This window comes from Micromonospora sp. GCM10011542 (assembly GCF_042650685.1).
Lineage (GTDB): Bacteria > Actinomycetota > Actinomycetes > Mycobacteriales > Micromonosporaceae > Micromonospora.
On sequence record NZ_JBHSBO010000052.1, the window covers coordinates 1 to 26,853 of the forward strand.

The 26,853-nt window shown below is 71.7% G+C and carries 26 protein-coding genes and 1 pseudogene; 11 read left to right on the forward strand and 16 right to left on the reverse strand.

Annotated elements, in window-relative coordinates:
• From ACFOW4_RS19605 to rsgA, 5 genes and pseudogenes are all read right to left on the reverse strand, one after another.
• Nucleotides 1-218 (reverse strand): annotated as a pseudogene (locus tag ACFOW4_RS19605) (phytochelatin synthase); the annotation flags it as partial.
• 409 nt (nt 219-627) lie between these two features.
• Nucleotides 628-2,616: an excinuclease ABC subunit UvrC gene (uvrC, locus tag ACFOW4_RS19610; protein ID WP_377529745.1), complete on the reverse strand. Its 1,989-nt coding sequence runs from the start codon at nt 2,614-2,616 to the stop codon at nt 628-630.
• A 209-nt stretch (nt 2,617-2,825) separates the two neighbouring features.
• Entirely contained in the window at nt 2,826-3,314 is a 489-nt protein-coding gene (locus tag ACFOW4_RS19615; RefSeq protein ID WP_377529748.1) for a Rieske (2Fe-2S) protein, read from the reverse strand.
• 277 nt (nt 3,315-3,591) lie between these two features.
• On the reverse strand, nt 3,592-6,537 hold the full coding sequence (gene uvrA, locus ACFOW4_RS19620; protein WP_377529750.1) for an excinuclease ABC subunit UvrA: 2,946 nt from the start codon (nt 6,535-6,537) through the stop codon (nt 3,592-3,594).
• Between the two features lie 167 nt (nt 6,538-6,704).
• Entirely contained in the window at nt 6,705-7,775 is a 1,071-nt protein-coding gene (gene rsgA / locus ACFOW4_RS19625) for a ribosome small subunit-dependent GTPase A (protein ID WP_377529752.1), read from the reverse strand.
• 178 nt (nt 7,776-7,953) lie between these two features.
• On the opposite strand from rsgA, the gene ACFOW4_RS19630 reads away from it, so the two are divergent.
• The gene (locus ACFOW4_RS19630) at nt 7,954-8,670 is read left to right on the forward strand and encodes a maleylpyruvate isomerase family mycothiol-dependent enzyme (RefSeq protein WP_377529754.1); all 717 of its coding nucleotides are present in this window, start codon (nt 7,954-7,956) and stop codon (nt 8,668-8,670) included.
• A gap of 8 nt (nt 8,671-8,678) precedes the next feature.
• The gene (locus ACFOW4_RS19635; RefSeq protein WP_377529757.1) at nt 8,679-9,332 is read left to right on the forward strand and encodes an MBL fold metallo-hydrolase; all 654 of its coding nucleotides are present in this window, start codon (nt 8,679-8,681) and stop codon (nt 9,330-9,332) included.
• A 197-nt stretch (nt 9,333-9,529) separates the two neighbouring features.
• Here the strand turns inward: ACFOW4_RS19635 and ACFOW4_RS19640 are convergent, their stop codons facing one another.
• Nucleotides 9,530-10,138: a DedA family protein gene (locus ACFOW4_RS19640; protein ID WP_377529759.1), complete on the reverse strand. Its 609-nt coding sequence runs from the start codon at nt 10,136-10,138 to the stop codon at nt 9,530-9,532.
• 100 nt (nt 10,139-10,238) lie between these two features.
• Nucleotides 10,239-10,922, reverse strand: coding sequence for a class I SAM-dependent methyltransferase (locus ACFOW4_RS19645; protein WP_377529761.1), 684 nt, complete (start codon nt 10,920-10,922; stop codon nt 10,239-10,241).
• Between the two features lie 18 nt (nt 10,923-10,940).
• Between ACFOW4_RS19645 and ACFOW4_RS19650 the strand changes: the two genes are divergently transcribed.
• A complete protein-coding gene (locus tag ACFOW4_RS19650) occupies nt 10,941-11,093 on the forward strand; it encodes a hypothetical protein (protein ID WP_377529763.1) in 153 nt (50 codons plus the stop codon).
• Nucleotides 11,094-11,107: 14 nt separating this feature from the next.
• Complete coding sequence (locus ACFOW4_RS19655) at nt 11,108-11,311, forward strand: cold-shock protein (RefSeq protein WP_007462771.1); 204 nt, start codon at nt 11,108-11,110, stop codon at nt 11,309-11,311.
• 48 nt (nt 11,312-11,359) lie between these two features.
• Here the strand turns inward: ACFOW4_RS19655 and ACFOW4_RS19660 are convergent, their stop codons facing one another.
• The 5 genes from ACFOW4_RS19660 to ACFOW4_RS19680 all read right to left on the reverse strand — a co-directional run bounded on the left by ACFOW4_RS19660 (nt 11,360) and on the right by ACFOW4_RS19680 (nt 16,521).
• Nucleotides 11,360-12,634: an MFS transporter gene (locus ACFOW4_RS19660; RefSeq protein WP_377529766.1), complete on the reverse strand. Its 1,275-nt coding sequence runs from the start codon at nt 12,632-12,634 to the stop codon at nt 11,360-11,362.
• A complete protein-coding gene (locus ACFOW4_RS19665) occupies nt 12,631-13,206 on the reverse strand; it encodes an ArsR/SmtB family transcription factor (RefSeq protein ID WP_377529768.1) in 576 nt (191 codons plus the stop codon). Before ACFOW4_RS19665 ends, ACFOW4_RS19660 begins: the two co-directional genes overlap by 4 nt.
• Before the next feature lie 110 nt (nt 13,207-13,316).
• Nucleotides 13,317-14,183 (reverse strand): hypothetical protein, encoded by an 867-nt coding sequence (locus ACFOW4_RS19670; protein ID WP_377529770.1) that lies wholly within the window; start codon nt 14,181-14,183, stop codon nt 13,317-13,319.
• Nucleotides 14,184-14,341: 158 nt separating this feature from the next.
• Nucleotides 14,342-16,003, reverse strand: coding sequence for a CocE/NonD family hydrolase (locus ACFOW4_RS19675; RefSeq protein ID WP_377529771.1), 1,662 nt, complete (start codon nt 16,001-16,003; stop codon nt 14,342-14,344).
• A gap of 2 nt (nt 16,004-16,005) precedes the next feature.
• Complete coding sequence (locus ACFOW4_RS19680; RefSeq protein WP_377530052.1) at nt 16,006-16,521, reverse strand: MarR family winged helix-turn-helix transcriptional regulator; 516 nt, start codon at nt 16,519-16,521, stop codon at nt 16,006-16,008.
• 93 nt (nt 16,522-16,614) lie between these two features.
• Here ACFOW4_RS19680 and ACFOW4_RS19685 point away from each other — a divergent pair, with 93 nt between their 5' ends.
• On the forward strand, nt 16,615-16,863 hold the full coding sequence (locus tag ACFOW4_RS19685) for a hypothetical protein (RefSeq protein ID WP_377529773.1): 249 nt from the start codon (nt 16,615-16,617) through the stop codon (nt 16,861-16,863).
• Nucleotides 16,864-17,236: 373 nt separating this feature from the next.
• On the opposite strand, the gene ACFOW4_RS19690 is transcribed toward ACFOW4_RS19685, so the two are convergent.
• Nucleotides 17,237-18,142, reverse strand: a complete 906-nt coding sequence (locus tag ACFOW4_RS19690) for a LysR family transcriptional regulator (RefSeq protein WP_377529774.1) — start codon at nt 18,140-18,142, stop codon at nt 17,237-17,239.
• A 79-nt stretch (nt 18,143-18,221) separates the two neighbouring features.
• On the opposite strand from ACFOW4_RS19690, the gene ACFOW4_RS19695 reads away from it, so the two are divergent.
• Both ACFOW4_RS19695 and ACFOW4_RS19700 read left to right on the forward strand, forming a co-directional pair.
• Nucleotides 18,222-19,046, forward strand: a complete 825-nt coding sequence (locus ACFOW4_RS19695; protein WP_377529776.1) for an NAD(P)-dependent oxidoreductase — start codon at nt 18,222-18,224, stop codon at nt 19,044-19,046.
• The gene (locus ACFOW4_RS19700; protein WP_377529777.1) at nt 19,043-19,465 is read left to right on the forward strand and encodes a RidA family protein; all 423 of its coding nucleotides are present in this window, start codon (nt 19,043-19,045) and stop codon (nt 19,463-19,465) included. Before ACFOW4_RS19695 ends, ACFOW4_RS19700 begins: the two co-directional genes overlap by 4 nt.
• 314 nt (nt 19,466-19,779) lie before the next feature.
• On the opposite strand, the gene ACFOW4_RS19705 is transcribed toward ACFOW4_RS19700, so the two are convergent.
• Nucleotides 19,780-20,442 (reverse strand): response regulator, encoded by a 663-nt coding sequence (locus tag ACFOW4_RS19705; protein ID WP_377530054.1) that lies wholly within the window; start codon nt 20,440-20,442, stop codon nt 19,780-19,782.
• A 35-nt stretch (nt 20,443-20,477) separates the two neighbouring features.
• On the reverse strand, nt 20,478-21,722 hold the full coding sequence (locus ACFOW4_RS19710; RefSeq protein WP_377529780.1) for a sensor histidine kinase: 1,245 nt from the start codon (nt 21,720-21,722) through the stop codon (nt 20,478-20,480).
• 202 nt (nt 21,723-21,924) lie between these two features.
• Here ACFOW4_RS19710 and ACFOW4_RS19715 point away from each other — a divergent pair, with 202 nt between their 5' ends.
• Nucleotides 21,925-22,332 (forward strand): DUF6220 domain-containing protein, encoded by a 408-nt coding sequence (locus tag ACFOW4_RS19715; protein ID WP_377529781.1) that lies wholly within the window; start codon nt 21,925-21,927, stop codon nt 22,330-22,332.
• A gap of 25 nt (nt 22,333-22,357) precedes the next feature.
• Here ACFOW4_RS19715 and ACFOW4_RS19720 read toward each other — a convergent pair whose 3' ends face one another.
• Nucleotides 22,358-22,486 carry a hypothetical protein gene (locus ACFOW4_RS19720; protein ID WP_377529784.1) on the reverse strand — a complete coding sequence of 43 codons (129 nt, stop codon included), beginning with the start codon at nt 22,484-22,486 and terminating at the stop codon, nt 22,358-22,360.
• Nucleotides 22,487-22,784: 298 nt separating this feature from the next.
• Between ACFOW4_RS19720 and ACFOW4_RS19725 the strand changes: the two genes are divergently transcribed.
• The 3 genes from ACFOW4_RS19725 to ACFOW4_RS19735 all read left to right on the forward strand — a co-directional run bounded on the left by ACFOW4_RS19725 (nt 22,785) and on the right by ACFOW4_RS19735 (nt 26,790).
• Complete coding sequence (locus tag ACFOW4_RS19725; protein WP_377529785.1) at nt 22,785-24,323, forward strand: multicopper oxidase family protein; 1,539 nt, start codon at nt 22,785-22,787, stop codon at nt 24,321-24,323.
• Entirely contained in the window at nt 24,313-24,588 is a 276-nt protein-coding gene (locus tag ACFOW4_RS19730) for a hypothetical protein (protein ID WP_377529788.1), read from the forward strand. The genes ACFOW4_RS19725 and ACFOW4_RS19730 overlap by 11 nt, the downstream gene beginning before the upstream one ends.
• Nucleotides 24,589-24,693: 105 nt before the next feature.
• On the forward strand, nt 24,694-26,790 hold the full coding sequence (locus ACFOW4_RS19735; RefSeq protein WP_377529789.1) for an MMPL family transporter: 2,097 nt from the start codon (nt 24,694-24,696) through the stop codon (nt 26,788-26,790).
• Nucleotides 26,791-26,853 lie beyond the last annotated feature (63 nt).

Consider the following 26,853-nt stretch of genomic DNA (forward strand, 5'->3'; position numbering starts at 1 on the left):
CCGCAGTAGTAGAAGTTCGGCTGCGCCTCGTAGCGCACACCGAGCTGACGCTCACTGCTGTGCCGCTCACTGGCGGGCTTACGGTCGGCCTGCGACTGGGTGGCCGGCTTGGCGTCCGACGCCGCGTAGGCGAGGGTGATCGGGGCGGCGATGGCGCCACCGGCGAACGCGAGACCAGCGGCGGTCACAGCGGTCCTACGGATCAGATCGGTACGCATGTCAGCGTGCTCCTCTGCATTCGGGGGTACATGCGGCACGCACACGGGGGCGGCGCACCACATGCGAAAGGGGAGTTCGGGGGAACTGCCCGGCGGCGCTGGCCTGCTCGGGTGTCCGTGGGTGTAACCGTGCTGGGCGGCCGGGTGTTCCCGGCGGCTGCCGGTGCACCGGGCCGGAGAGCCACGGTGGTCTGCCAGGTACAACGACCCCGGCCCACCCCCGATTCCACCCGCCGGGTGGCCCCGGCCACGGGGCCCACCTCCGGACAGACCTCCGCGCGGGGCGGTGCGGCGATCCGGACATCGTGACCAAGTCGGCACAGACGAGTCGATCGAACGATCTCTGCGCTTTCCCTACCTTCGACCCCCGGCGCCGGGGGCGTGGCGGCGTCCGACGCCGCCGGCGGGATCACGAACCCGGTGTCGCCTCGGCGTCCTCGGTGGTCTTCGCGCCCTTGTCGAGGGCGGCCAGGATCGCCTCGGCGGTGCGCCGACCAACCCCGGGCACCTCGGTGATCTCCTCGATGGTCGCCGCGGAGAGCCGCTTCAGCGAGCCGAAGTGCCGCAGCAGCGCCTTGCGCCGCACCTCCCCGAGCCCGGGCACGGTGTCCAGCGCCGACTCCGTCATCCGCTTGGACCGGCGTTGGCGGTGGAAGGTGATGGCGAAGCGGTGCGCCTCGTCGCGGACGCGTTGCAGCAGGTAGAGCCCCTCCGAGGTGCGCGGCAGGATGACCGGGAACTCGTCGTCGGGCAGCCACACCTCCTCCAGCCGCTTGGCCAGCCCGCAGAGCGCCACGTCGTCGATGCCCAGGTCGGCGAGGGCCTGGGCGGCCGCCGCCACCTGCGGCGCGCCGCCGTCGACCACCACCAGCTGCGGTGGGTACGCGAACTTGCGCGGTCGCCCGGTCGTCGGGTCGACCAGGGTGCCGATCCGCGGCTCGTCGGCGTCCACCGGAGCCTCCGGGTCGTCGGCCGACTCCACGCCCACCTCGCCCGTCTCGGCCCGGGCGTCGAGGTAGCGGGCAAAGCGCCGGCGCAGCACCTCGGACATGGCGGAGAGGTCGTCGGTAGCGCCGCGCACGATGAACCGGCGGTACTCGCTCTTGCGGGGCAGCCCGTCCTCGAAGACCACCATGCTGGCCACCACGTCGGTGCCCTGGATCTGCGAGATGTCGAAGCACTCGATGCGCAGCGGCGAGGTGCGCATGCCCAGCGCCTCGCTGATCTCGTCGAGCGCCTTGCCCCGGGTGGTCAGGTCACCGGACCGCTTGAGCTTGTGCCGGGCCAGCGCGTCCTTGGCGTTGCGCTCCACCGTCTCCATCAGCGAACGCTTGTCGCCCCGCTGCGGCACCCGCAGCGACACCCGACTGCCACGGTGGGCGGAGAGCCAGTCGGCCAGCGCGTCCGCGTCGGCGGGCAGCTCGGGCACCAGCAGCTCGCGGGGCACGTCGGCCTCGCCGTGCTCGCCGCCGTAGACCTGTGTGCAGAAGTGGTGCACCAGGTCGCCGGTGGTCAGCTCCTCGGTCTTCTCCACCACCCAGCCACGCTGGCCGCGGACCCGGCCGTCGCGGACGTGGAAGACCTGCACGGCCGCCTCGAGCGGGTCGTCGGCGAACGCCACCACGTCGGCGTCGGTGCCGTCGCCCAGCACCACGGTCTGCTTCTCCATGGCCCGGCGCAGGGCGGCCACGTCGTCGCGCAACCGGGCGGCCCGCTCGAACTCCAACTGCTCGCTGGCCTCGGTCATCTCGCGTTCGATCTTGCGAACCATGGTGTCGGTGCGGCCGGCCATGAAGTCGCAGAAGCCGTCGACGATGGCCCGGTGCTCGTCGGCGGAGACGCTGCCGACGCAGGGCGCCGAGCACTTGCCGATGTAGCCGAGCAGGCAGGGGCGGCCGACCTGGCCGGCCCGCTTGAACACGCCGGCGGAGCAGGTCCGCGCCGGGAACACCCGCAGCAGCAGATCGAGGGTCTCCCGAATCGCCCAGGCGTGCGAGTACGGCCCGAAGTAGCGCACCCCCTTGCGCTTGGCGCCGCGCATCACCTGCAGCCGCGGGTACTCCTCGTCGAGCGTGACGGCCAGGTAGGGGTAGGACTTGTCGTCGCGATAGCGGACGTTGAACCGCGGGTCGTACTGCTTGATCCAGGTGAACTCCTGCTGGAGCGCCTCGACCTCGGTGCCGACCGTGATCCAGTCCACCGACTCGGCGGTGGTGACCATCTGCCGCGTGCGTTCGTGCAGGTTCCAGATGTCGCCGAAGTACGAGTTGAGCCGGCTGCGCAGGTTCTTCGCCTTGCCGACGTAGATCACCCGGCCGGTGCCGTCACGGAAGCGGTAGACCCCCGGTGATTCCGGGATGGTGCCGGGCGCGGGACGGTAGGTCGAGGGGTCAGCCACGGCAGCAAGCCTAGTCCGGGCCACCGACAGGGCACCGCAGACGCTAGATCGACTCGACCTCCCGGATGTCGGGGTGTCACGTGGCGCCAGACACCCCGAATTTCAGGAAACCGAGTCGATCACCGGGCCCGGCGCGACGGCAGGACCCGCGAGCGCGGACGGCGGGGCGGGCGGCCGCCGGGTGATCCGGCGAGCCGGCCCCCGCGCCGTCAGGCGAGCGAGATCTGGTCGCCGGTCACCTTGATGTTCTTGGCCGGAAGGGGCCGGGTGGCGGGGCCGGCCTTCACCGAGCCGTCCTCGATCGAGAACTTGCTGCCGTGGCAGGTGCAGTTGATGGTGCCGCCGTCGACGTTCGACACCGGGCAGTTCTGGTGGGTGCAGATCGGGTCGAAGCCCTTGAACTGCCCCGCGCTCGGCTGGGTGATGACCACACCCTGAGCGGCGAAGACCGCGCCGCCGCCGACCGGGATGTCGGTGGTGGTGGCGAGCGACTGAGCGCCCTGCCGGTCGCCGCCGCCGGCGTCACCGGAGCTGGGCACCGCCGGGCCGCCGCTGGTGGGGGCGCCGCCGTCACCAGCGCCGGTGTCGTCGCTGCCGCAGGCGGCCAGTACGACGGCCGCGCCGACCGCGCCGACCCCGGTGAGCAGGGCGCGACGGGTCTGCGTCCCGGGCTCGGTCAGCACCTGATCGTCACTCATGCCTCGCCTCTCTCTCGGCCGCTGCACCGGTCGCGATCCCCCCGGCCACATTCCTCAACACGCGCAACTGTGCCGGATGGTTCACCCGGGCACCGCCCCGACCCCGGAAATGGACCCGCCCTCGCGACCGGGCCCGCACCGCCCGAACGGGGACGGTGCTCCCGACCTGACCCGCGCCCCGAACCACCCGAACCGCGACGGCCCGCCGCGAAAAGTCCACGCCGAGAACGGTCAGGGGCGGCGTCCGGTCGGACACCGCCCCTGTTCGGCTTCGACGTCAGCGTGCGCCGGCCGGCACCTTGCGCGAAGCCCGCGCCTTGGTGGTGCCGTTGGCCCGGGCGGCCCGCCCGGTGGCCGCCGCCGCGCCCTTGGCCTCGCCGTCGAGCTTGAGCACCTGGCGCAGGAACTGGCCGGTGTGGCTCTCGGCGACCTCGGCGACCTCCTCTGGGGTGCCGGTGGCGAGCACGGTGCCGCCCCGGTGGCCGCCCTCCGGGCCCATGTCGATCAGCCAGTCGGCCGTCTTGATCACGTCGAGGTTGTGCTCGATGGTGATCACCGTGTTGCCCTTGTCGACCAGGCCCTCGAGCACCATCAGCAGTTTGCGGATGTCCTCGAAGTGCAGGCCGGTGGTCGGCTCGTCGAGCACGTAGACCGTCCGCCCGGTGGAGCGCTTCTGCAGCTCGGAGGCGAGCTTGACCCGCTGCGCCTCACCGCCGGAGAGGGTCGGCGCCGGCTGGCCGAGCCGGACGTAGCCCAGGCCGACGTCGACCAGGGTCTTGAGGTGCCGGTGGATGGCCGGGATGGCCGAGAAGAACTCGGCCGCCTCCTCGATCGGCATCTCCAGCACGTCCGAGACGGTCTTGCCCTTGTAGTGCACCTCGAGGGTCTCCCGGTTGTACCGGGCGCCCTTGCAGACCTCGCAGGGGACGTACACGTCGGGCAGGAAGTTCATCTCGATCTTGATGGTGCCGTCGCCGGAGCACGCCTCGCAGCGCCCGCCCTTGACGTTGAACGAGAACCGGCCCGGGCCGTACCCGCGCACCTTGGCCTCGGTGGTCTCGGCGAAGAGCTTGCGGACGTGGTCCCAGACACCGGTGTAGGTGGCCGGGTTGGAGCGCGGCGTGCGGCCGATCGGCGACTGGTCCACGCCGACGACCTTGTCCACGTGCTCCAGGCCGCCGACGCGGGTGTGCCGGCCCGGCACCAGCCGGGCGCCGTTGATCTGGTTGGCCAGGACGGCGTACAGGATGTCGTTGACCAGCGTCGACTTGCCCGAGCCGCTGACCCCGGTGACCGCGATCAGCTGGCCGAGCGGGAACGAGACGGTCAGGTTGCGCAGGTTGTGCTCCCGCGCCCCGTGCACCACCAGCTCCCGGTCGGGGTCCTGCGGACGACGCTTGACCGGCGTGGGGATGGACCGGCGCCCGGATAGGTACGCCCCGGTCACCGACTCCGGGTTCTCCAGCAGCGCCGGCACCGAACCGCTGTGCACGATCTTGCCGCCGTGCTCGCCGGCGCCCGGCCCGATGTCGACGATCCAGTCGGCGGTGCGGATGGTGTCCTCGTCGTGCTCCACCACGATCAGCGTGTTGCCCAGCCCGCGCAGCCGGATCAGCGTCTCGATCAGCCGGTGGTTGTCGCGCTGGTGCAGGCCGATCGACGGCTCGTCGAGCACGTAGAGCACGCCCACCAGACCGGACCCGATCTGGGTGGCCAGCCGGATGCGCTGCGCCTCGCCGCCGGAGAGGGTGCCGGCCGGCCGGTCCAGGGAGAGGTAGTCCAGGCCGACGTCGAGCAGGAACCGCAGCCGGGCGTTGATCTCCTTGAGCACCCGCTCGGCGATCAGCTTCTGCCGGTCGGTCAGCTCGATGCCGGCCAGCAGCTCAGCGCACTCACCCACCGACAGGTTGCAGACCTCGGCGATACTCTTGCCGGCCAGGGTGACCGCGAGCACCTCCGGCTTGAGCCGGGCCCCGCCACAGGCCGCGCAGGGCACGTCGCGCATGTAGCCCTCGTACTTGTCGCGCGACCACTCGGACTCGGTGTCGGAGTGCCGGCGCTCGATCCACTGCACCACACCCTCGAAGCCGGTGTAGTAGGAGCGCTCGCGGCCGTACTTGTTGCGGTAGCGCACGTGCACCTGGTCGTCGGAGCCGTGCAGGATCGTCTTCTGCGCCCGCGAGGGCAGGGCCCGCCACGGCGTGTCGACGTCGAAGTGCTGCGCCTCACCCAGCGCCTCCAGCAGGCGCAGGAAGTATTCCAGGTTGTGCCCGGTGGCCCAGGGCTGGATGGCGCCCTCGCGCAGGGTGCGCTCGGGGTCGGGCACCAGCAGTTCGGGGTCGACCTCCTTCTTCGTGCCCAGGCCGGTGCACTCCGGGCAGGCGCCGTACGGCGCGTTGAAGGAGAAGACCCGCGGCTCGAGATCCTCGATCGCGAGGGGGTGGTCGTTCGGGCAGGCCAGGTGCTCGGAGTAGCGCCGCTCGCGGTCCGGATCGTCCTCCGGCAGGTCGACGAAGTCGAGCAGGACCAGGCCGCTGGAGAGACCGAGCGCCGCCTCGACCGAGTCGGTCAGCCGCTGCTTGGCGCTCGGCTTGACGGTGAGCCGGTCGATCACCACCTCGATGGTGTGCTTCTCCTGCTTCTTGAGCTTGGGCGGCTCGGTCAGCGGGTGCACCACGCCGTCGACCCGGGCGCGGGCGTAGCCCTTGGCCTGCAGCTCGGCGAAGAGGTCGACGTACTCGCCCTTGCGGCCGCGGATGACCGGGGCGAGCACCATGAACTTCGTGCCCTCGGCCATGGCGAGGACCCGGTCGACGATCTGCTGGGGGCTCTGCTTGGAGATCCGCTCGCCACAGACCGGGCAGTGCGGCTCGCCGATGCGGGCGAAGAGCAGCCGCAGGTAGTCGTAGACCTCGGTGATGGTGCCGACCGTCGAGCGCGGGTTGCGCGAGGTCGACTTCTGGTCGATGGAGACGGCCGGGCTGAGCCCTTCGATGAAGTCGACGTCGGGCTTGTCCATCTGGCCGAGGAACTGCCGGGCGTACGAGGAGAGCGACTCGACGTAGCGGCGCTGCCCCTCGGCGAAGATCGTGTCGAAGGCCAGGCTCGACTTGCCCGACCCGGACAGCCCGGTGAACACGATGAGAGCGTCCCGGGGCAGGTCGAGACTGACGTCACGCAGGTTGTGCTCGCGCGCGCCACGGATGATCAGTCGGTCGGCCACGGTGCGTGTACTCCCGGGTGCAGAAGATGAGGAGGATCTGTCCGCTCTGCGGTGGGTCTGAGCGGTTGTGCGGGCGCGAGAAAGGCGCCTCGGCAACTCTAGCCCCGAGGTACGACAGTTTCCCTCGCCCGCACATTCCCCCAGCTCAGACCGGTTGGCCGGCCGGGTCAGTAGCCCCCGGGCGCCGGCGGACGGGCCGCGCGACGTCGGGCCGAACGCCACCCTCCGCGCCGTTCGGCGGCCAGCCGCGCCTCCCGCCGCCGGCTCTCGTGCGCCACCTCTCCCTGCAACCGGCGCCAGCTCTCCCAGCGCCGCGTGGGCAGTTCCCCGCTGTCCAGCGCCTCGCGGACCGCGCAGGCGGGCTCACCGTCGTGCCCGCAGTCGGCGTACCGGCAGCCCTCGGCCAGCCCCGCGATGTCCGCGAAGGCCCGATCCAGCCCGGTCGCGCCGTCCAGCAGGCCGACCGCCCGTACCCCGGGCGTGTCGATCACCGCGCCGCCACCGGGGATCGGCACCAGCGCCCGCCAGGTGGTGGTGTGCCGGCCCTTGCCGTCGACCCGCCGGATCGCCTGGGTCGGCATCACCACCGCCCCGGCGAGTGCGTTGACCAGGCTCGACTTGCCCGCGCCGGAGGGCCCGAGGAGGCCCAGCGTGCGGCCCGGCGCCACCTCGGCGCGCAGCGGGTCGAGCCCGACACCGCGCTCGGCGCTGACCGGCAGCACCGGCACCCCGGGCGCGACGGAGGCGAGCTGCCGGGCGATCGCGCGGGGGTCGGCGGCGAGGTCGGCCTTGGTCAGCACCACCAGCGGCCGGGCCCCGGACTCGTGGGCCAGGGAGAGCAGCCGCTCGATCCGCCCGACGTCCGGCGACGGGTGCACGGGCTCGACCACGGCGGCGGCGTCCAGGTTGGCGGCCAGGACCTGCCCGCTGGCGTCCTTACCCGCGGTACGGCGGATCAGCGCGGCCCGCCGGGGCAGCACGGACTCCACGGTGACGTGGCGGTCGGGCCAGGTCGCCAGCAGCACCCAGTCCCCCGCGCAGGGCAGCGCGGAGAGGTCGCGGGCGGCGGCGGCCAGCACCGCCCCGCCCAGGCTGGCCCGGACCGGGCCGTCCGCGGCGAGCACGGTGCAGACCCCCCGGTCGACCCGGGCCACCCGGCCCGGTCGGTGGTCGCGGCGGCGCCGGGCGTACGCCGCCCGCTCGGCGTCCCAGCCGAGCGCGGTCAGATCGATCGTCATGGCATCCTCATCGGTGTCGAAGCTGGTGATGGCGGAACACGCGTGCCACGTCCGGCATGATCACCACCTCCGTCCGACGTCCCGGTGCCGCATCTGCCGCCGACGGTAGGGCGCACGGCGGCGCGCCGAAAGCGATTTCCCCGACGACGAGGTGCCGATGGACCGCTAGGGTCGGTGCGTGACCACGGATCCGTTGCTGCTGATGGGCGAGGTCGACGACGCGACGAGTCGGCTGCTGCGTACCGCTGCCGCCCTCGACGGCGCGGACCTCGCCGCCGCGTCGCTGCTGCCGGGCTGGACGCGCGGCCACGTGCTGGCGCACCTGGCGCGCAACGCCGACGGCTTCGTCAACCTCCTCACCGCCGCCCGCACCGGCGAGCCGCTGCCGATGTACGCCTCGTCGGCGGCCCGGGCCGCGGACATCGAGGCCGGCGCCGCCCGGCCACCCGCCACCCACCTGGACGACCTGCGCCGCTCGGCGGACCGGCTCACCGAGGCGGCGGCCGCGATGAGCCCGCAGTCCTGGACGGCGACGGTGCAGACGCCGCGCGGCCCGAAGGTCGCCGCGCTGCTGGTCTGGAGCCGGTTACGCGAGATCGAGGTGCACCATCTCGACCTGGCCGCCGCCTACCGGACGGCCGACTGGTCGGAGGCGTTCGCCCACCGGCTGCTGCACGAGGTCGCCGCCGACCTCGCCGACCGGCCGGCGCCGCCGTCGATGGTGCTGCGCTTCGACGGCAGCCGGCACGAGCTGGTGATCGGCGGGCGGGCCGACGCGCCGACCATCGCCGGTCCCGCCCCCGACCTCGCCGCCTGGCTGATCGGCCGGGACGGCGGCGACGGGCTCGCCGTCACCCCCGACGGTCCCCTGCCGAACCCACCGGAATGGATGTAGAAGACCTGATGACCTACAGCGGAGACGTCACCCCCGGCGGCGCACCGGCGGTGCGGGAGCTCGACCGGCTCACCATCAGCAAGCTGTCGGTGGGTCCGATGGACAACAACGCGTACCTGCTGCGCTGCACGGCCACCGGCGAGCAGGTGCTGATCGACGCGGCGAACGAGGCGCCGCGGCTGCTCGACCTGATCGGCGACGGCGGGCTCACCGCCGTGGTGACCACCCATCAGCACATGGACCACTGGGTGGCGCTGGAGGAGGTGGTGGCCAAGACCGGCGCCCGGGCGCTGGTGCACGCCGACGACGCGGCCGGGCTGCCGATCGAGGCGGAGCGGCTGGCCGACGGCGACACCGTGCCGGTCGGCGACTGCGCGCTGGAGGTCATCCACATCAAGGGACACACCCCGGGCTCGATCGCGCTGCTCTACCGCGACCCGACCGGCACTCCGCACCTGTTCACCGGAGACAGCCTCTTCCCCGGCGGCGTCGGCAACACCGACAAGGACCCGGAGCGCTTCGCGGCGCTCATCGACGACGTGGAGCACAAGCTCTTCGACCGGCTACCGGACGAGACCTGGTTCTACCCGGGGCACGGCGCGGACAGCACCATCGGCGCCGAACGTCCAGCCCTGCCTCAGTGGCGAGCCCGCGGCTGGTAACGCGAGAACCGACATCCACCCAAAAGATCAATTAAGCGCAGGCGGGTCCGGCACCAACGAACGAGCCGCCAGCACGACGGGGCGGGGGCCTGCCGTGCCCGGCGGATGGGATCAAGCCTGACCGCCCGGAGCCGGGCACAGCAGGCCCCCGCCCCCAACCGCAACCACGCCGGGCCCGACACGCCCAGAGCCCCCGCTCAGCCGGTCACCGCACGCAGCCGCCGCCGCGTCCCCACCAGCACGGCGGCGGCCAGCACCAGCCCCACCGCCATGGTGAACAGCATCGGGCTGGACTCCCCCGGCAGCAGCCCGGCCAGTGACCGGGAGGCGGTGCCCAGCGCGAGGTAGAGACCGGCCCAGGCGGTCGCGCCGAGCGCGGCGCAGCCCAGGAACCGCCGGTACGACATCCGCAGCCCGCCGGCGGCCAGCGGCAGCAGGGCGTTGAACACCGGCAGGAACGGCGCGACCACCACCATGCGGCCGCCACCGCGGCGCAGGATCCCCTCCGCCGCCGTCCACCGCGCCTCACCGATCCAGCCGCCGACCCGACTACGCCGCAGCCGATCGGAGTACCGGCGACCGATCAGAAAGCTCAGCGACCAGCCGGCCAGGCAGCCGACCAGCACCGCGGTGAAGGTCGCCAGCCCGGTGGCCGGGCGGCCCACCCCGACCGCGGCCAGGATCGCCACGTCGCCGGGGATCAGGACGCCCAGCAGCGGGACGGCGTCGAAGAGCATGACCACCCCGAGCGCCCCCATCAGCAGCAGGGTGGGCAGTTCTCCGACCTGGGTCAGCCAATCCGTCATGCTCCGTACGCTATGGCCGCCGGTGCACCACGGACATCGGGTCGCATCCCCCACCGACCCCTGGTATCCGGCTCGGGGTCGTCCCTGAGAGGGGCCGGTGTCAGGCCGGCCTCAGCACCTGCACCCGGCGCACCGGCGAGTCCACCGACGGTTCGGTGGTCGGCACCGGATAGCTGGCCAGTACGGTGAGCCCCTCTGCGGGCAGGTGCTCGCGGCCCGGGTCGCCGACCAGCACCTGGGCGCCCGCGGCCACCACCCGTCGCAGGAAGGGCAGCACCCGGTCGGCCATCGCGCGGCTGTAGAAGACGTCACCGGCGAGCAGCAGGTCCACCTCGGTCGGGCCGGTGTCCAGCAGGTCGCTGCCGGTGGCCGTGACGGCGACCCGGTTGGCCCGGGCGTTCACCGTGACGGCCGCGACGGCCCAGGGGTCGATGTCGTTGGCGACCACCCGCTCGGCGCCGGCCAGTGCGGCGGCGATGGCCACCAGCCCCGAGCCGGTGGCCAGGTCGAGCACCCGCCGGCCGGCCACCAGTTCGGGATGGTCGAGCAGGTGCCGGGCGAGTGCCTGCCCTCCGGCCCAGGCGGAGGCCCAGTAGGGCGGTGGCAGGGCGTGCCCGGCGTACGCCTCCATCCGGGCCCACCAGACGATCGCGTCCTCGGCGAGGTGCAGACGCACCTCCGGCACGAACGGGGTGGGCACCAACTGGAGCCGGTCCAGCCCGCCGCCCGGCGCGTCGATTTCGCGCTCCAGCTCGGACAGCGCGGCGGCTGCGGCACCCCTCATCGCCGCAAGCATGCCGCAGTGGAGATGGCCCAGGGCGGCTTTCGCGATGCCGGTACGGAGAGTTCACCAAAGAACGTGCGGCACTTCGGCCGGCGGATCCGGGTTTTGACCGTTACTGTCGGGGAGGTACGGGCGATCATCGGTCGGGAGACCGACGATCAGCCGCTTTGAACAAGGAGATATGCATGGCAACCGGCACGGTTAAGTGGTTCAACTCGGAAAAGGGCTTCGGCTTCATCGAGCAGGACGGTGGAGGGCCGGACGTGTTCGTCCACTACTCCGCCATCGCGTCGAGCGGCTACCGGGAGCTCAACGAGGGCCAGAAGGTCGAGTTCGAGGTGACCCAGGGGCAGAAGGGTCCGCAGGCGGACAACGTCCGCCCGATGTAGCTCCGTGCCGGTGGTGGCGGCCGGTCGCCGGCCGCCGCCGCAGCACAGTCAGGAGGCCGCCGGGGCGGCGGGCAGGTCCCGCCGCCGCCGGACGGGCCCGACCAGCAGGATCAGCGGGGTCAGCGCCAGCCAGGCGGTCATCACCCAGATCGCCGTCCTGGCGCCGTAGCGTGCGCCCAGGGCACCGGCCAGCACGGCCGCCAGTGGGATGGTGCCGAAGTTGAGCATGTGCATGCTCACGGTCACCCGGCCCAGCAGGTGGTGCGGCGTGTACGTCTGCCGGAAGCTGCCCTTGACCACGTTGCCGATCGCCACGCCCAGCCCGATCAGCACCCCGCCGAGCGCCGGCCAGAGCAACCCGGCGCCGGGCGCGGCCAGCGGGATCAACAGCGCGGGCGGGCCGGTGAAGGCCGCCCCGAGCAGCATGGCCCGTGCGGTTCCGAAGCGTCGGGCGAGGGTGGTGGCCGACAGCGCGCCGACGATCCCGCCGGCGCTCATCACCGCGACCAGGACGCCGACCAGGCCCGGGGCGAGCCGCAGGTCGCGGACCAGGAAGACCACCAGGACGGCCTGGTAACCGGTCAGTCCGATGTTGCTGGCCGCTCCGAAGACCGTGAGCACCCGCAGGTACGGGTCGCGGGCGACGAAGCGCAGCCCCTCGGCGATGTCGCGGCGCAGGGACCTCGACCGGTCCGCCCGCCGCCGGCGCGGCTCGACGGTGCGGATCCGCAGCAGGCACGCCGCGGAGACCAGGAAGGTGAGCGCGTCCAGCAGCAGCGCGGCGACCGCCCCGGCCAGTTGGGCGATCAGGCCGGCGATGCCCGGCCCGACGACGTAGCTCATGGTCTGGGTTGCGTGCAGTTTCGCGTTGCCCTCCGGCAGTTGCTCCGGGCGCAGCAGCACCGGCAGGTAGACCTGGTCGGCGGTCTCGAAGAAGACCCGCGCGGCGCCCGCGCCGAGCGCTACCAGGAGCAGATGCCCGACGGTGAGCCGGTTCAGCACCGCGGCCAGCGGCACGCTGAGGAAGAGCAGCGCGCTGACCAGGTCGCAGGCGAGCATCACGGGCCGGCGCGGCAGCCGGTCCACCCACGCGCCGACCGGCAGGCCGATGAGCAGCCAGGGCAGCCAGGCGGCGGCGGTGAGCACCGCCACCTGGAACGCGCCGGCGTCGAGTACGGCGACCGCCACCAGGGGCAGCGCGACGGTGGAGACGTTGCTGCCGACGCTGCTGACCGCCTGACCGGTCCAGAGCAGCCGGAAGTCCCGGTGCCGCAGCAACCCGCCGGCCGACGGGGCCGGGGTGACGCGGGTGGCCGTGCTCACGGCCGAGCCGGAACGCCGTGGACGAACACGAAGACCGGCTGGCGGTCGCCGTCGTCGTCGGGGATCTGCCGGTCGGCCCAGCGGGCCAGCAGGTCGATAATCTCGCGGCTGAGCTCGGCCAGCTCGTCCGGCGTGAGGTGCAGCCAGCGGTCGGTGGAGAAGGGACTGTCGACCCAGGCGGCCTGTGCCGACTCGTCGGCGGCGTGCCAGGCCCGGGCCAGCGCGACGTGGCGGTCCAGGTTGAGCGAGGTGGCGGCGTCGGCCACCGCACGGGCGGCGGGGTCGGCGTCGAAGTCGGCGTTGGACCAGCTCAGCCCCCGGCTGACCAGCCGCCACCAGCGTTCGCGCCGGTCGCGGGCCAGCTCGGGCGCCTCGGTGACCAGCTCCGCGGCGGCGAGGACCTTGAGGTGGTGACTGACGTTGGCGGGCGCCTGGTCGGTCCGCTCGGCGAGCAGGCCGACGCTCGACGGCCCGTGCACCTTGAGCACGTCCATCAACCGGCGACGCAGCGGGTGGGCCATCGCGGCCAGCACTCGCGAGTCGGTGACCTGGCGTACGTCCGGGCTTCCCATTCGCTCAGGCTGCCATCCGCAACGATAGTTACGCAACACCTATTGCGGAACTACCGTTGCGGACCTCGATCGGATCACCCCGGGCGGTGGGTTCGCCGCCGGCGCCTGCGTCACTGCGCCATACGTCGGGCTATCTCATCGGCAACCTGCTTGGCCAACGACGGCGGCAGCGCGGCCGCGATCTTCTCGGGGGTCAGCGACGCGAGGACCCCGGCAACGATCGCGGCCTCGTCGGTGAAGTCACGATTGGCCAGTGCCGTCAACTGGGCGCCGAGCGCGTCGAGCCGCAGCATCGTGTAGTCCAGCTTGGCCACGAGACTGTTGCTGGCCACCGCGCTTCCGGAACCGTCGGGGTCGACGCTGCGCCCCATGCTCGTGCCGCCGCGGAAGAATCCGGCGAAGATGCTGTTGATCTGGGTTTCGGCCTGTTCGCTCATGTCGTCCTCCAGTAGTCCGATGGAGCTGAGGTAGCGACGGAACAGGGGCCGCTGGTCGCGGCCGGCCTTGATCGCGTCGCGGAAGAAGCTGAAGTGGGTGTGCCAGCGGTGCGAGTCGTCGCCGCTGCTGCGCCTGCCGAGCCGGTCCCACCGCTTCACGGTGCTGCCGTCGGGGCTGTAGATGATCTCCCGGAGGTCGCGGGTGTCGGTCGCGTTCGCCGCGCACTGCCCGACGCACCAGAGTGAGAAGCTGGGCAGGGTGTGGGTGCGACCCCCGGAGCGCACCTCGAACCCGCCCACGTCGAGGGCTGCGGCGTCGAGAGTCAACCCGGCCCGGTCGCGGGGCGACTCCACCACCGAGTAGTCGTTGGTGACCACCCGATCGGATCCGCAGTGGTAGCCGCCGCGGTGTGCGGCGTCGCCGACGATGCCCACCTCCGCGGGCTCCAGGTCGTCGGAGCGGGTGGTGTCCGGGTCGACGTTGAGATGGGTGAGGAGCAGGCTTCGGACGGCCAACAGGTTCGCCGGGGCCCGGGTCATGGGTCCCCCTTTCCGATGGCATGGGGACCGGGCACGACGTCACACCGCGTACGCGAGGTGGGGGTTTGGGCGAGCCCGGCCTACTGGTGCACGGCGCTGGGCGTTGGCTCAACGATAGCCCGGCTCAGGGATGAATGCCCAGCTCAGGACGGGTCTGTTCACCTTGGAGGTTGCTGTGAACCAGAGTGGATGATGGGCAGCAGCAGCGCGGAGGGGTGCGCGGGATCGTGCATGATCTGCCGCCGACCGGCACGCAGCGTGACAGCCGCGCCGAGCGGCGCTCCGGTGCCGGGGTTGCGCGCCCAGCGCGGATGGGCGCCGCCGGCGACCTGCACACGCAGGCGGTGTCCGGCCGCGAACCGGTACGCGGTCGGCCAGAGCGGCACCGGCACCCGCAGCACCCCGGACGCGTCGACCGGGAACCGGCCGGGCGCGACCCGGACCAGTCCGTCGCACACGTTCCAGGAGCGGCCCCGGGTGTCCACGTCGCACAGTCGAACGAAGACGTCCAGGTGCGCCAGCTCGCTGCGTACGTGGATCTCGGCGCGCACCGGGCCGATGACCTCTACCGGCCGGCGCAGCGGCGCACTGGTGTAGGTGAGCACGTCCGGCCGCGCCTCGACCGGCCAGTTGTCCACCCGACCGGCTCGCTGGGCGACCAGCAGCGGCCCACCCAGCGACGGGGTCGGGTCGGCGGGGTCGTACCGGATCTCGTCCGGTGGCGCGGACGTCGGCGGCCGCGCCGCCAGCTCCCCACCGGCGTGCAGGTGCCAGGCGGTCTCGACCGCCGGCGGCGGCCAGTCCGGCAGGTCCCGCCAGCCGCCGCCCGGACCGCCCACGTGCAGTCGGACCGGGGCGCGCGGCGGCGCCGGCCGCCCGCCCAGGTGCTCGTCCAGCCAGCCCAGCCCCTCGCGCAGGGCCGCCACGAACAGCCCCGGGCTGCCGTGCGTCCACGGGCCGATGACCAGGCGCGGCCGGGCGCCGGCGGCGCGCAGGTTCGCGTGGTCGTCGAGCTGGGCGGGCAGGAAGATGTCGTGCCAGCCGGTCACCATCGCCACCGGTGCCCGCACCCGCGCCACCCGGTCGGCGAAGATCCGGGTACGCCAGTACTCGGCGTCCGGGGTGTGGTGGCGCAGCCATTCCTGGAAGAACGGCACGGGCACGCCGGTGGCGACCCGGTCCGCCTCGGCCAGCGGCAGGTGGGCCAGCGCGGCGGCCAGCCGGGGCTGGCCACGCTTGAGTTCGCGCTGCCGGGCCAGCCACGGCTCGGTCTGCCCGTGCAGCAGCTCCGCCCAGGTCAGCACGGTGTCCAGGGCGAAGGACTCACCGGCGTACGTCGAGTCCCGGGTGGCCGAGGCGGTGACCACGGCGACCATCGCCCGCAGCTCGTCGGCGGCGTCGGCAGCGAGGGCCCACTGGGCGAAGCCCTGGTAGCTGACACCGAACGTGCCGAACGCGCCGGACCACCACGGCTGGCGGCGCAGCCAGTCCAGGGTGTCCGCGCCGTCGTCGCGCTCGTGCACCAGCGGGGCGAACGTCCCGCCGGAGCCACCGGTGCCGCGGCACGACTGGATCACCGCGTGCTGGCCTCGCGCGGCCAGCAGCCGGCCGAGCAGCCGTAGCGGCCCGCCCCGCCCGTACGGGGTGCGGATCAGCACGGTGGGCGCGTCGGATCGGGCCGGGGCGTAGTGGTCGGTGCGCAGCACCACCCCGTCGCGCACCCGCAGCGGGATGTCCCGGGTCACCCGGACGCGGCCCGGCCTGACCGGGGGCAGCCGCAGCGCGGCGCCGGCGAGGCGGGTGGCGAGCCGAGGCAGCACGGTCAGCCCGGCGTGGCGCGGGGCGACTCCGGCCGGGCGGCGCGCACCGCGTCGCGGTGCTGGCGCACCGAGGTGCTCATCGCCGCCATGAACCGGTGCACCACCTCCAGCTCGTCGTCGCTGAACTCGGCCATCACCGAGTCGGTACGGGCACCGAGCGGTCGGAAGAACTCCATTGCCAGGGCGGCGCCCTGGTCGGCGTAGTGCAGCAGGACCTTGCGGCGGTCGGCGGTGTCCCGGTCGCGGCGGATGTGCCCGGCGCGTTCCAGCCGGTCGATGAGCGCGGTGACCGAGCCGGAGGAGAGGTTGAGCTGCTCGCCGAGGCGGCCGGGGGTGATCGGGTCGCCGAGCAGCTCGGCGTCCATGACCGCGATCAGCGCGCGCAGGTCGGTGGGGTTGAGCCCGTGCAGGTTGGCGAAGGCGTGGCCCACCTGCTGGGCGTCCACCGAGTAGCGCCGCAGGTGGTTGGTGATCTCCGCGACCAGGTGGTCGCGCCGCGTGTCGCGGCGCCGGTACATGCCGTGACTCGCCACGATTCCGCCGCTTCTTCCCGTCGTCGGTGCTCGCTTGCAGCATAGAGCAGCCACGGATAATCTCGATTGTCAAGATACTTGGCAAAGGAGCAGGCACGGCCGCTGCTTCTCGACGTTCGGCCCGGTGTTGACCCGCCGGACCTGTGCAGCGTCGCGTTTCTCCTGCGGGCCATCGCCGAGTGTTACCTCGGCAACCACGCCGATGCGGACGCCCTCATCAGGGCGGACGGCGGCGACTACCCGCAACTGACCCAGGTCGTGGCCGTGATCCGGGCAGCCGATCCGGTGCCGCCCCTGTTCGCCCTGGCACCGATGGCTGACGCCTGACCGGCTCGCAGTGCTCGCCCTACTGCGAACACGTCGCGGCGCAGCGTCAGCGACGTGCCGGCGATGCGCCCGGCCGCACTGGGGCTTGTGTCGAAGTCGGTTACAGCCACTCCTTGACAGTGGGGCGGATGGTGGCCTCATAGCGGACGGCGAGTTTGTCGAAGCGGGTGGCTACAGCGCGATGGCGTTTGAGGCGATTAATGCCGCGCTCCACTCGGTGGCCCTGGTGTTGGATCGTGGGTTTAAGGTTGGTGGGCGGCCGCCCTTGGATCGTTTGCACCTGAACACCGGCGGCATTAGGGGCTCGGCGGCCGCCGGCTGACCTGAGGACGTCGCCGCGTACGGGACGCCATCCTTCCGGACGGGGCGACTGTCAGCGACGTTCGTCGGGCCCGCCGGCCGCCTCGTCGAGATGGGCGAGGAACTGGGTGACCGCCGGAGGTCGAGTCCGGCCGGCGATGGTGGCGGCGAAGATCTGACGGACGGATTCGTCGTTGCGGTGCAGGCGTAGCAGCACGATGTCGGCCGGCGTGCCCCGTACGGCCAGGGCGGGGACGAGCGCGACGCCGAGTCCGGCCGCGACGCAGCCGAGCTTGCCGATCCACTCCGCCGCCACGATGTCGATTTTCGGGCGGAAGCCGGTGGGCAGGCTGGCCCGCAGCAGCGTCTCCTCGGCCGTCGCTGAGCCGACGACGAACGGCTCGTCGGCGAGGTCGGCCAGCCGCACCGTGCCCCGAGCAGCCAGCCGGTGTTCGCGGGCGACCGCGACCAGCAGTCGCTCGTCGAGCAGGTGGTGCAGGTCGAAGCGGTCGGAGTCGATCGGGCCGGTCGGCGATGAACTCACCACCGCGACGTCGGCGTCCCCGCTGACCAGGCGGTCGAGCAGGGTGGGGGTCATTCCCTCGACCAGGGACAGCGCCACCCCCGGATACGTGGCGCGGAACGATGCCAGGGCTCGGGGCACCAGCGCGGCGACGGCGGTCGGGAACGCGCCGACCCGCAGCCGGCCACTGCCAAGACCGCGTAGTTCGTCGAGGTCACGCTGGGCTGCGGTGAGCCGGTCGAGCACCGCCTCCGCGTGCGGCAGCAGGGCGCGTCCCTCTTCGGTGAGGGCCACGCCGCGCGGTAGCCGGTCGAAGACCCGTGTGCCGACCTCCGCTTCGAGCGCCGCGATCTGCCGCGAGACCGCCGACTGGGTGAAGCGCAGTTGGCGGGCGGCGGCCGTGATCGAGCGGTAACGCGCTACCGTCCGGAACACCTCAAGAAGCTGAGTCTCCACCCAGCCATGCTAGCCACGCATCGCATCCATGCCGAACATTCGTTGGTCGCATCTATTCCGACGCCCTAGCGTAGCGGCCATGACAGAGATCGCGGTGCTCGGCACCGGACACATGGGTGCAGCCATCGCCCGTCGGCTGCTGGCCACCGGTTACCGGGTCACGGTCTGGAACCGCACCCCCGCCCGCGCCGCCGCGCTGGCCGGGGCGGGCGCCGAGATCGCCGCCACGCCGGCCCAGGCCGTGGCCGCGGCCGACCTGGTGATCATCATGCTTGCCGACTCCGCGGCGGTCGAGGCCGCCCTTTTCGGAAAAGATGACCCCGACGCCCCGGTGGCCGCGCTGCGGCCAGGCGCGATCATGGTGCAGATGTCGACGATCGGGCCGGACCAGGTACGCGGCGTTGCCGCCCGGCTACCCGAATCGGTCGCCCTCCTCGACGCCCCGGTCGGTGGCAGTGTGGACGCGGTCGACGCCGGCGCGCTGACGATCTTCGCCGGTGGACCACCCGCCGTCGTGGACCGGGCCGAGCCGGTGCTGAAATCGCTCGGCGCGATCCGCCGGTGCGGCCCGGTTGGCGCCGGATCGTCGCTCAAGCTAGTGGCCAACACCGCGCTGGTCACCGCGTTCGGCGCGCTGCACGACACCCTGGCCGTCGCCGAGGCGGTCGGCGTCGATCGGGCGGTGGCGCTCGATCTCCTCAGTGCTGGTGCACTTGGCGGTGTCCTCGCCCGGGCGACCAGGAGCGGCGCCTCGTTCGCCATCTCCCTTGCCGGCAAGGACGCCGACCTCGCCGGCAGGGCGGCACCGACCACCCGGGTGCTGACTGCTGCGACCCACCTTCTGCGCGACGCCACCGACCAGCGGGCGGACCTGGCAACCCTGATCAACATGGAGAATCGATGAAGCAGACCCTGGATAACCCGCAGACCGTGGCCGCGCCGTTCGGCGACCGGTTCGCCCACGTCGCCCGACTGGACCTCGACGGTGGCGCTCTGCTCATGCTCGCCGGACAGGTCGCCGTTGACGACCACGGCGAGGTGGTCGCACCCGGTGACGCCGCCGCCCAGGCCGAGCGGGTCTTCGAGCTCATCGCCGGGATCCTCGCTGCCCACGGCGCGACCCTCGCCGACGTCCTGCACATCCGCACCTTCATGACCGACATGGGCGACCTGCCCGCCTACGGGGCAGTACGCCGTCGGCTGTTCCCGGCCCACCCGACCAGCACCCCGCCGGCCAGCACGACTGTCGAGGTCAACCGACTCTTCCTGCCCGGGGCGGTGATCGAGGTAGAGGTCATGGCGGCGGTGCCTACCATCGCCTGACCGGGTCGCGGCGGTATTCCACCGCTACGACCAGCTGGGGCTTGTGTCGACGTCGGTTACAGCCACTCGTCGACTGCGGCGAGGGGGCCAGCCCAACGTGCGGCGCCGGTACCGCACGTCACTGAAGCCAGGGATGGCAGCACCGTTCGAGTCGGGTCAGGCTCCGGGGGGCCCGCTCCTGCTGAGCGGGCCCCCGAAACGGCTTGGCTGCGTCCCACCGCCTAGCGTCAGCCAGTGCGCAAGGTCGCAACTGTCTTCGACGATTCCGGCGCCCAGGGGACCCCGAGCCCGATCATGACAAGCGCGCTACGCATTCATGCCTTGCCGGGGCTGACCAGTCCTGTCTGGTAAGCGATGACAACGAGTTGTGCGCGGTCGCGCGCACCCAGTTTCGCCATCGCGTGGCTGACGTGAGTGCGGGCGGTGGCCGGGCTGAGAAACAACTCGGTGCCGATCTCGCTGTTGCTCAGGCCCTGTCCCACGAGGGCCAGTACCTCGCGCTCGCGCTGGGTCAGCACCGCGAGCCGGTCCTCCGCGGCCTGGGTGGCTGTTCGTCGTGCGGTGAACTGGCCGATGAGACGCCGGGTGATCCGCGGCGCGAGCAGGGCTTCCCCGGCGGCGACCACCCGGATGGCGTGCAGGAGTTCGGCAGGTCCGGCGTCCTTGAGCAGGAAGCCGCTGGCGCCGGCCTGCAATGCCTCGAACACGTGGGCGTCGGTGTCGTAGGTGGTGAGGATGAGTACCCGGACCTGTTCCAACCCGCGCGTCTCGGTGATCTGGGTGGTGGCTTGAATCCCGTCCAGCTTTGGCATGCGGATGTCCATGAGGACGACGTCGGGGCGGTTGGCGCGGGCCCGCTCGACGGCTTCGGCGCCGTTGGTGGCTTCTCCCACCACCGTGATGTCGTCCTCGACGTCGAGCAGCATCTTGAACCCGGATCGCACGAGGCCCTCGTCGTCGGCGAGCAGCACCCTGATCGGAGGGTTGCTCGACGGTGACGCGGCCGGTGCGTTCACAGGCGCGACCCGGTCGGCGCGAGAGGCAGCCGGGCCGTGATTTCGAACCCGCCGCCGGGAGTCGGCTTGGCGTCGAGCTCTCCGCCCAGCAGTTGACAGCGCTCGCGCATTCCGAGGATCCCGCGGCCGGGCCTGGCCGAGCTGCCGGTGCCGGTCGGATGCTGAACAGGTAGGCGCCGGCCCGCGGGGTGATCTCCTGCGACGGCACGGCGGCCCTCGTCGGTCACGCGGATCTCCAAGGCGTCGATCCCCGGCTTCACGGCCACCGTCACCCGGGTCGGGCCGACGTGGCGGATCACGTTGGTGATCGACTCCTGCAGGATCCGGTAGGCAGCACTCCCCACCGCGCTGGGCAACGGCGTCGCGGGCGAGGTCTGCTCGAGGTTGATGTCGAGTCCGGCATCGCGTGCCTTGGCGGTGAGTTCGTCGATCTGCTCGAGCCCGGGGTACGGCACGCGCCCGTCGTTGTCGTCACGAAGCACTCCGAGGATGGCTCGCATCTCTCGCAGCGCCCGAGAGCTGGTCTGCTCGATGGCTTGCAGCGCCTCGCGTGCCACTTCCGGCCTCTTGTCGAGCACGTGCGCGGTGACCCCGGACTGGACGTTGATGATCGCGATGGCGTGCGCAACGGTGTCGTGGACCTCGCGGGCGATCCGGAGCCGTTCGGCGTCGACCCGCGCGCGCGCCTCCTCCTCGCGAGTTCGTTCGGCCAGCTCAGCGCGCTCCTGGGCTTCTGCGGCGATGACCCGTCGAGACCGGACGGACTCGCCGAGGGCTGCGCTCATGACCGACGCACCGATCCGGAAGAAGACCCAGCCGATGGCGGCGCGTGGCTCGATGTCGGCCGCCGCGATCAGCCACCCGACGGCGAGCACCGTGATCCCCACACCGGCGATCACCACTGACCGGCGCCCGTCACCGTACGCGGTGAGGGTGTACAGGGCGACGAAGAGCCCGAGCCAGCCCGGCCCGTCCGGGAAGTCGAGGCTGAAGTACACCAAGCTGGCGAGCGCGGTGGTGACGAACACCGGAACCGGCCACCGGCGGCGGACGGCCACGACCAGTCCGCTCAGCGCGAGCAGCGCGAAGCCGAGGTTTCCGAAGTCGCTGAGCGGGCGTGGTGCCCCGTCGACGGCAACCTTGGCGACCGTGCCCTGCACCTGCATGACGGTGACGAAGAGCGCGAGCGCCAGGTCCTGCGCCACCACCCGCAGGGGGAAAGACACGGCACGCTGATCCATGCGGTGATCCTACGGTTCTCAGCAACGGACCAGGCTGCGCGCAGACGCGCGACCTGCTACGCCGACGGGCGTAGTGAGAAACGAGGTCGTCTACGCCCAATTGCGTAGGCGCTGCCATCCGCCGTCAGAGGTCACGGCAGCCTCGCCGACGCGATGATCGCCGCCATGAGCGATCACCCCCACCCGCTTCGAGGAGCGCGCCATGCGTAAATTCTTCGCCGGCCTGGCGGCCCTGCAGATGCTGGCCATCGTCACGCAGTTCTTCCTGGCTGCCAGCGGTGCGTTCGACACGGCACCCAACGAGGAGTCCTTCCAGCCGCACCGCGCACTTGGCGGTGGAATTGTGCTGATCGCGGTCCTGGTGACCGTCGTCGCCGCGATTGCCCGGATGCCCGGGCGGCTCATCGGGATGAGCGGTCTGGTCGCCGGGCTCGCGATCGTCCAGTTCGTGATCAATGGGATCGCCACGGCGCTCGACGGCACCGCCGGCGGGCTCGTCTTCGGCCTGCACGCGGTCAACGGTCTCGCCATCGTGGCAGTGGCCGGGGCAGTCATCCGCCAGACCAGGCAGCTGTCCGTGCCGGCGGCACCCGTGCGACAGGCGCCATGAGCACGAGGCTGTTGATCGTCCTGGATCACGTCGTCGCGCTGCTGGGCGTCGCGACGTGGTTCGCGGCCGGCGTCACGGTGGCGCTGCGGCGCATCCGGCTGGCGCTCGCCGTCCTCGTCGCGGCGGTGCTCGTGACGCTTGTCCGGGTGGTCACCGTGGCGATGCTGGCGGGCCGGGGCTGGTGGTTCGTACAGGAGAAGGTGCTCCTGGGGCTGCCGATGCTGGCGGCTGCCGGGGCCACCGCCGTGCTGCTCGGCGGACCGCAGCTGCTCGCGGCGAGGCGGGGGCGAGGCGACGGTGGGTCGGTAGGCGTCGTGGTCTCGATGTTCACTGCGGCTTACGCGGCGTTGGCTGGTCTTGTGGTGACCTTCCTGGTCGGGTACCCGCTGACCGTGAGCACGGCCTTGCTCACGATCTCGCTGGTCTGCGCCGGTGCGTTGCTGACCATGCGAGTGGTCGCGCCGGCCGCCGAGGAGAGCGCTGGTGCCGGCGTCGCGCTGGCGCTGGGGGGACGCTTGATCTCGCGCCGCCGGTTCCTCGGCTGGACCGGCGGCGCGGCCGCGGTGACCGCGGCCGGCGCCGGCACCGGACTGTCATTCCTCCCCACCGAGTCGGTGACCGTGGGAGGCGGTGCCGGACGCTCGTCCCGATCGGCGGTGTCGGTGGCCGACCTACGTGGCTCCGGCTCACCCGCACCGGGCGGCACTGTGCGGCGGCAGATGCTCACTGCGAAGAAGGCCACCGTACGGCTGGCGTCGGGACGCGAGATCGACGCGTGGACCTACAACGGCGAGGTCCCGGGTCCGGCGATCACCGCGAGTCAGGGTGACCTGATCGAGGTGCGGCTGCGCAACGTCGACATCGAGGACGGCGTGACCCTGCACTGGCACGGCTACGACGTACCGTGCGGCGAGGACGGCGTGCCGGGTCTGACCCAGCCGGCCGTGGGACCCGGTGAGGAATTCGTCTACCGGTTTCGCGCCGACCAGGTGGGCACCTACTGGTACCACACCCATCACGCGTCCCACATCGGCGTGCACAAGGGGCTGTACGGGACCCTCGTCGTGACCCCGCACGACGAACCACGAGCCGACGGGCACGCCGCTGCGGACCAGCTGGACCTGGCCCTGCCCGTGCACACCTTCAACGGCACCGTCGTGATCGCGGGCGGAGACGGCCGAACCGAACACCCGGCGCCGCCCGGCACACCCGTGCGGCTGCGATTGATCAACACCGACTCGGATCCGCACCGGATCGTCCTCGCCGGAACCCCGTTCCGGGTGGCGGCCGTCGACGGCCGGGACCTCAACCAGCCCGGCGAGGTCCGCGACGTCGGGCTGCGCCTGCCCGCGGGCGGGCGATACGACCTGGTGTTCCGGATGCCGGACACGCCTGTGGCGCTCGTTGTCGACGACGATCGTGACGGCGGCCTGCGCCTGCGCCCGCATGGCGAAGTCCCCGGTCAAGCGCGCGTCGAGGACACGTCGGCCCTGCCGGAGCTCGACCTGCTGGGGTACGGAGTTCCGGCCGGCGCGCCCTTCGACATCCGCAACGCCGACCGGCATTTCACCATGGTCCTCGACCGCGGACTGGCCCTGGTGGACGGCCGACCGGCGTACGCGCAGACCGTCAACGGCCGGGCTCACCCCTCGATCCCCGATCAGCTTGTCGTCCAAGGGGACATCGTCCGGTTCACCGTCGTCAACCGGAGCCTGGAAACGCATCCCTGGCATTTGCACGGCCATCCCGTGCTGATCCTGTCCAGGGACGGGACACCGTCGACGGGCAGCCCGCTGTGGGTGGACACCTTCGATGTCCGGCCGGGTGAAACCTGGGAGGTCGCATTCCGGGCCACGAATCCCGGGATCTGGATGAACCATTGCCACAACCTCCCCCACGCGGATCAGGGCATGATGCTGCGGCTCCGCTACGACGGTGTCACGACGCCGTTCGGCGGCTCGCACGGCGAAGGCGCGGGCCATGGCCACTGATCTGGCCCGCGCCGCTCGTCAGTCGGCCGGGTGCACGGACGATCTCCAGTCGGACCTCCTCGTCCTGGTTCGCCGGCACGCCCGGGCCGTCATCGACGCCGAACTGCACCGGCTGGCCCGTCGAGCCCCGTCCCTCTCCCCTGCCGATCTGGACGTCATCGACACCGTGCTGGAAGAGCTCGCCGAGTCGGCGGTTCTCGTCCCGCTGCGAAACGCGCCACGGGACAAGGCACCTCTGCTGACGCGCGTTTTCGCCCCGAAATGAACTCAACCACCTGAGGAGAAGATGATGACAACCGAGGCTCCCCGTACGGATGGAGCTCTGGCGGGATTGGCCCGGTTCTGTTACCGGCGCCGTCGCCTGGTCGTCTTGACCTGGATCGTCGGCGTGATCGCCGTGGCGTTGGTCGGCTTCGGGTACGGCGCCGCCCCCGACAACGACTTCTCCGGAGGAGACTCGGGGTCGGCCCAGGCGCAGAAGCTGATGGAGAAGCACTTCCCCGAGGAGCAGGGGGACAGGCTCACCCTGGCGATCAAGGCGGACAAGGGGATCGATGATCCGGCTGCCCGGCAGAAAATCGAGAAGATCATCGCGGAACTCGCCGGCTCACCTGTCACCGGACCGGTGATGTCGCCGTATCAGGACAGGAACCTGGTGACGGAGGACCGTCGTATCGCCCGTATGACCATCCCGCTGAGCGACAAGGAGGTGGAGAAGAGCGAGGTGAAGCCCTTGGTGGACATGGTCAAGGACGCCTCCGGCGGCAGCGTCACGCTTGGGCTGGGCGGGTACATGGCGGAAAAGGCGGAGACACCTCCGCAGGGTCCGGCCGAGAGCGTGGGCGTCCTGGCCGCGGCAGTGATCCTGTTCATCGCCTTCGGGTCGCTGGTGGCAATGGGCTTGCCGATCGTGACCGCTCTGCTGGCAATCGTGGGCGGCCTCGCGCTGATGAAGGTGATCGGCCACCTGGTCCCTGCGCCGGATTTCACGCTGGTCTTCGGCGCGATGATCGGACTCGGCGTCGGCATCGACTACGCACTGTTCATCGTGACCCGCTACAAGGACGGCCTTCAGGACGGCGATGAACCCGAGAGCGCCACGGTCAACGCCATCAGTACCGCCGGCCGTGCGGTGCTGTTCGCCGGCACGACCGTCGTGATCGCGTTGATGGGCCTGCTCGTCATGGGACAGCGGCTGATGACCGGGGTGGCCGTGGCCACGTCGGTGATCGTGCTGGTGACGATGATCGCCGCGGTGACGCTGCTGCCCGCGTTCCTGGGCTTCATCGGATACCGGATCAACTCGCTGCGCCTACCTCGTCGCGCGTCCGGCCAGAACCAGGAGGTCGGCGCGCGGTTTCAGGTGCGCCGTACGTTCGCCGAGCGTTGGGCCGGCGTGGTGCAGCGCAGGCCGCTGGTCGCCGCACTCCTCGCCGGCGCGAGCCTGCTGGTGCTGGCCGTCCCCACGCTGTCGATGCGGCTGAGCCAGCCCGACGCCAGCGTTCAGCCCCGCGACAGGAGCAGCTACGTCTCGTACGAGATCCTCTCCGAGGGCTTCGGTCCGGGTTATGGAGCACCCCTGATCCTCGCCGCCAAGGTCGACTCCAAGGACGCCGATCTGCGTCCCGTCGTCGAAGCGGTCAGCAAGACCGAGGGCATCGCCTACGCCACGCCACCCCGGGTCAGTGCGGACGGGCAGGCCGTCACCTTCACCGCCTTCCCCACGACCGGATACCAGGACGAGGCGACCGCGAACCTGGTGCACGAACTCCGCGACGAGGTGCTGCCCCGGACACCCGGCGGCGAACGGGTCCTCGTCGGCGGACCGAACGCCGGCACGATCGATGTCGCCGAGGAGTCCGGCGCGCGCCTGCCCCTGATGATCGTGGTCGTCGTCGCGATGTCCATGGTGCTGCTGATCGCGTTGGTCCGGTCGGTCACGATCGCCCTGCAGGCCGCCGTGATGAATCTGCTGTCGATCGGCGCCGCCTACGGTGTGGTGGTGGCGGTCGTACAGTGGGGATGGCTCGGCCAAGCCCTCGGTTTCCCCACCACCATGCCGGTCACGACCTGGGTCCCGATGATGATGTTCCCGGTCCTGTTCGGCCTGTCCATGGACTACCAGGTATTCCTGACCTCACGGGTCCGGGAGGAGTACGAGCGGACCGGCGACTCCCGGACGGCGGTCACCCACGGGCTCGCGCGGACCGCCAAGGTCATCACGGCCGCGGCCGCCATCATGGTTGCCGTCTTCACGACCTCCCTGCTCGGCCCCGACATCGCGGTCAAGCAGGGCGGTCTGGGCATGGCCGTCGCCGTGCTCATCGACGCCACCGTCATCCGGATGGTCCTCGTCCCCGCGGTGATGGAACTGTGCGGCAAGGCCAACTGGTGGATGCCCGGACGCCGGGCATCGAAGGCGACCTCGGCCGCACAGGCCACCGTCGGCGCAGGGGCGAGAGCCTGACCTTTCCTCGAGCAGCAGTGCGGGAAGGCTGCGCGACCGGGCGGGCTCGGCAGTGCGCCGAGC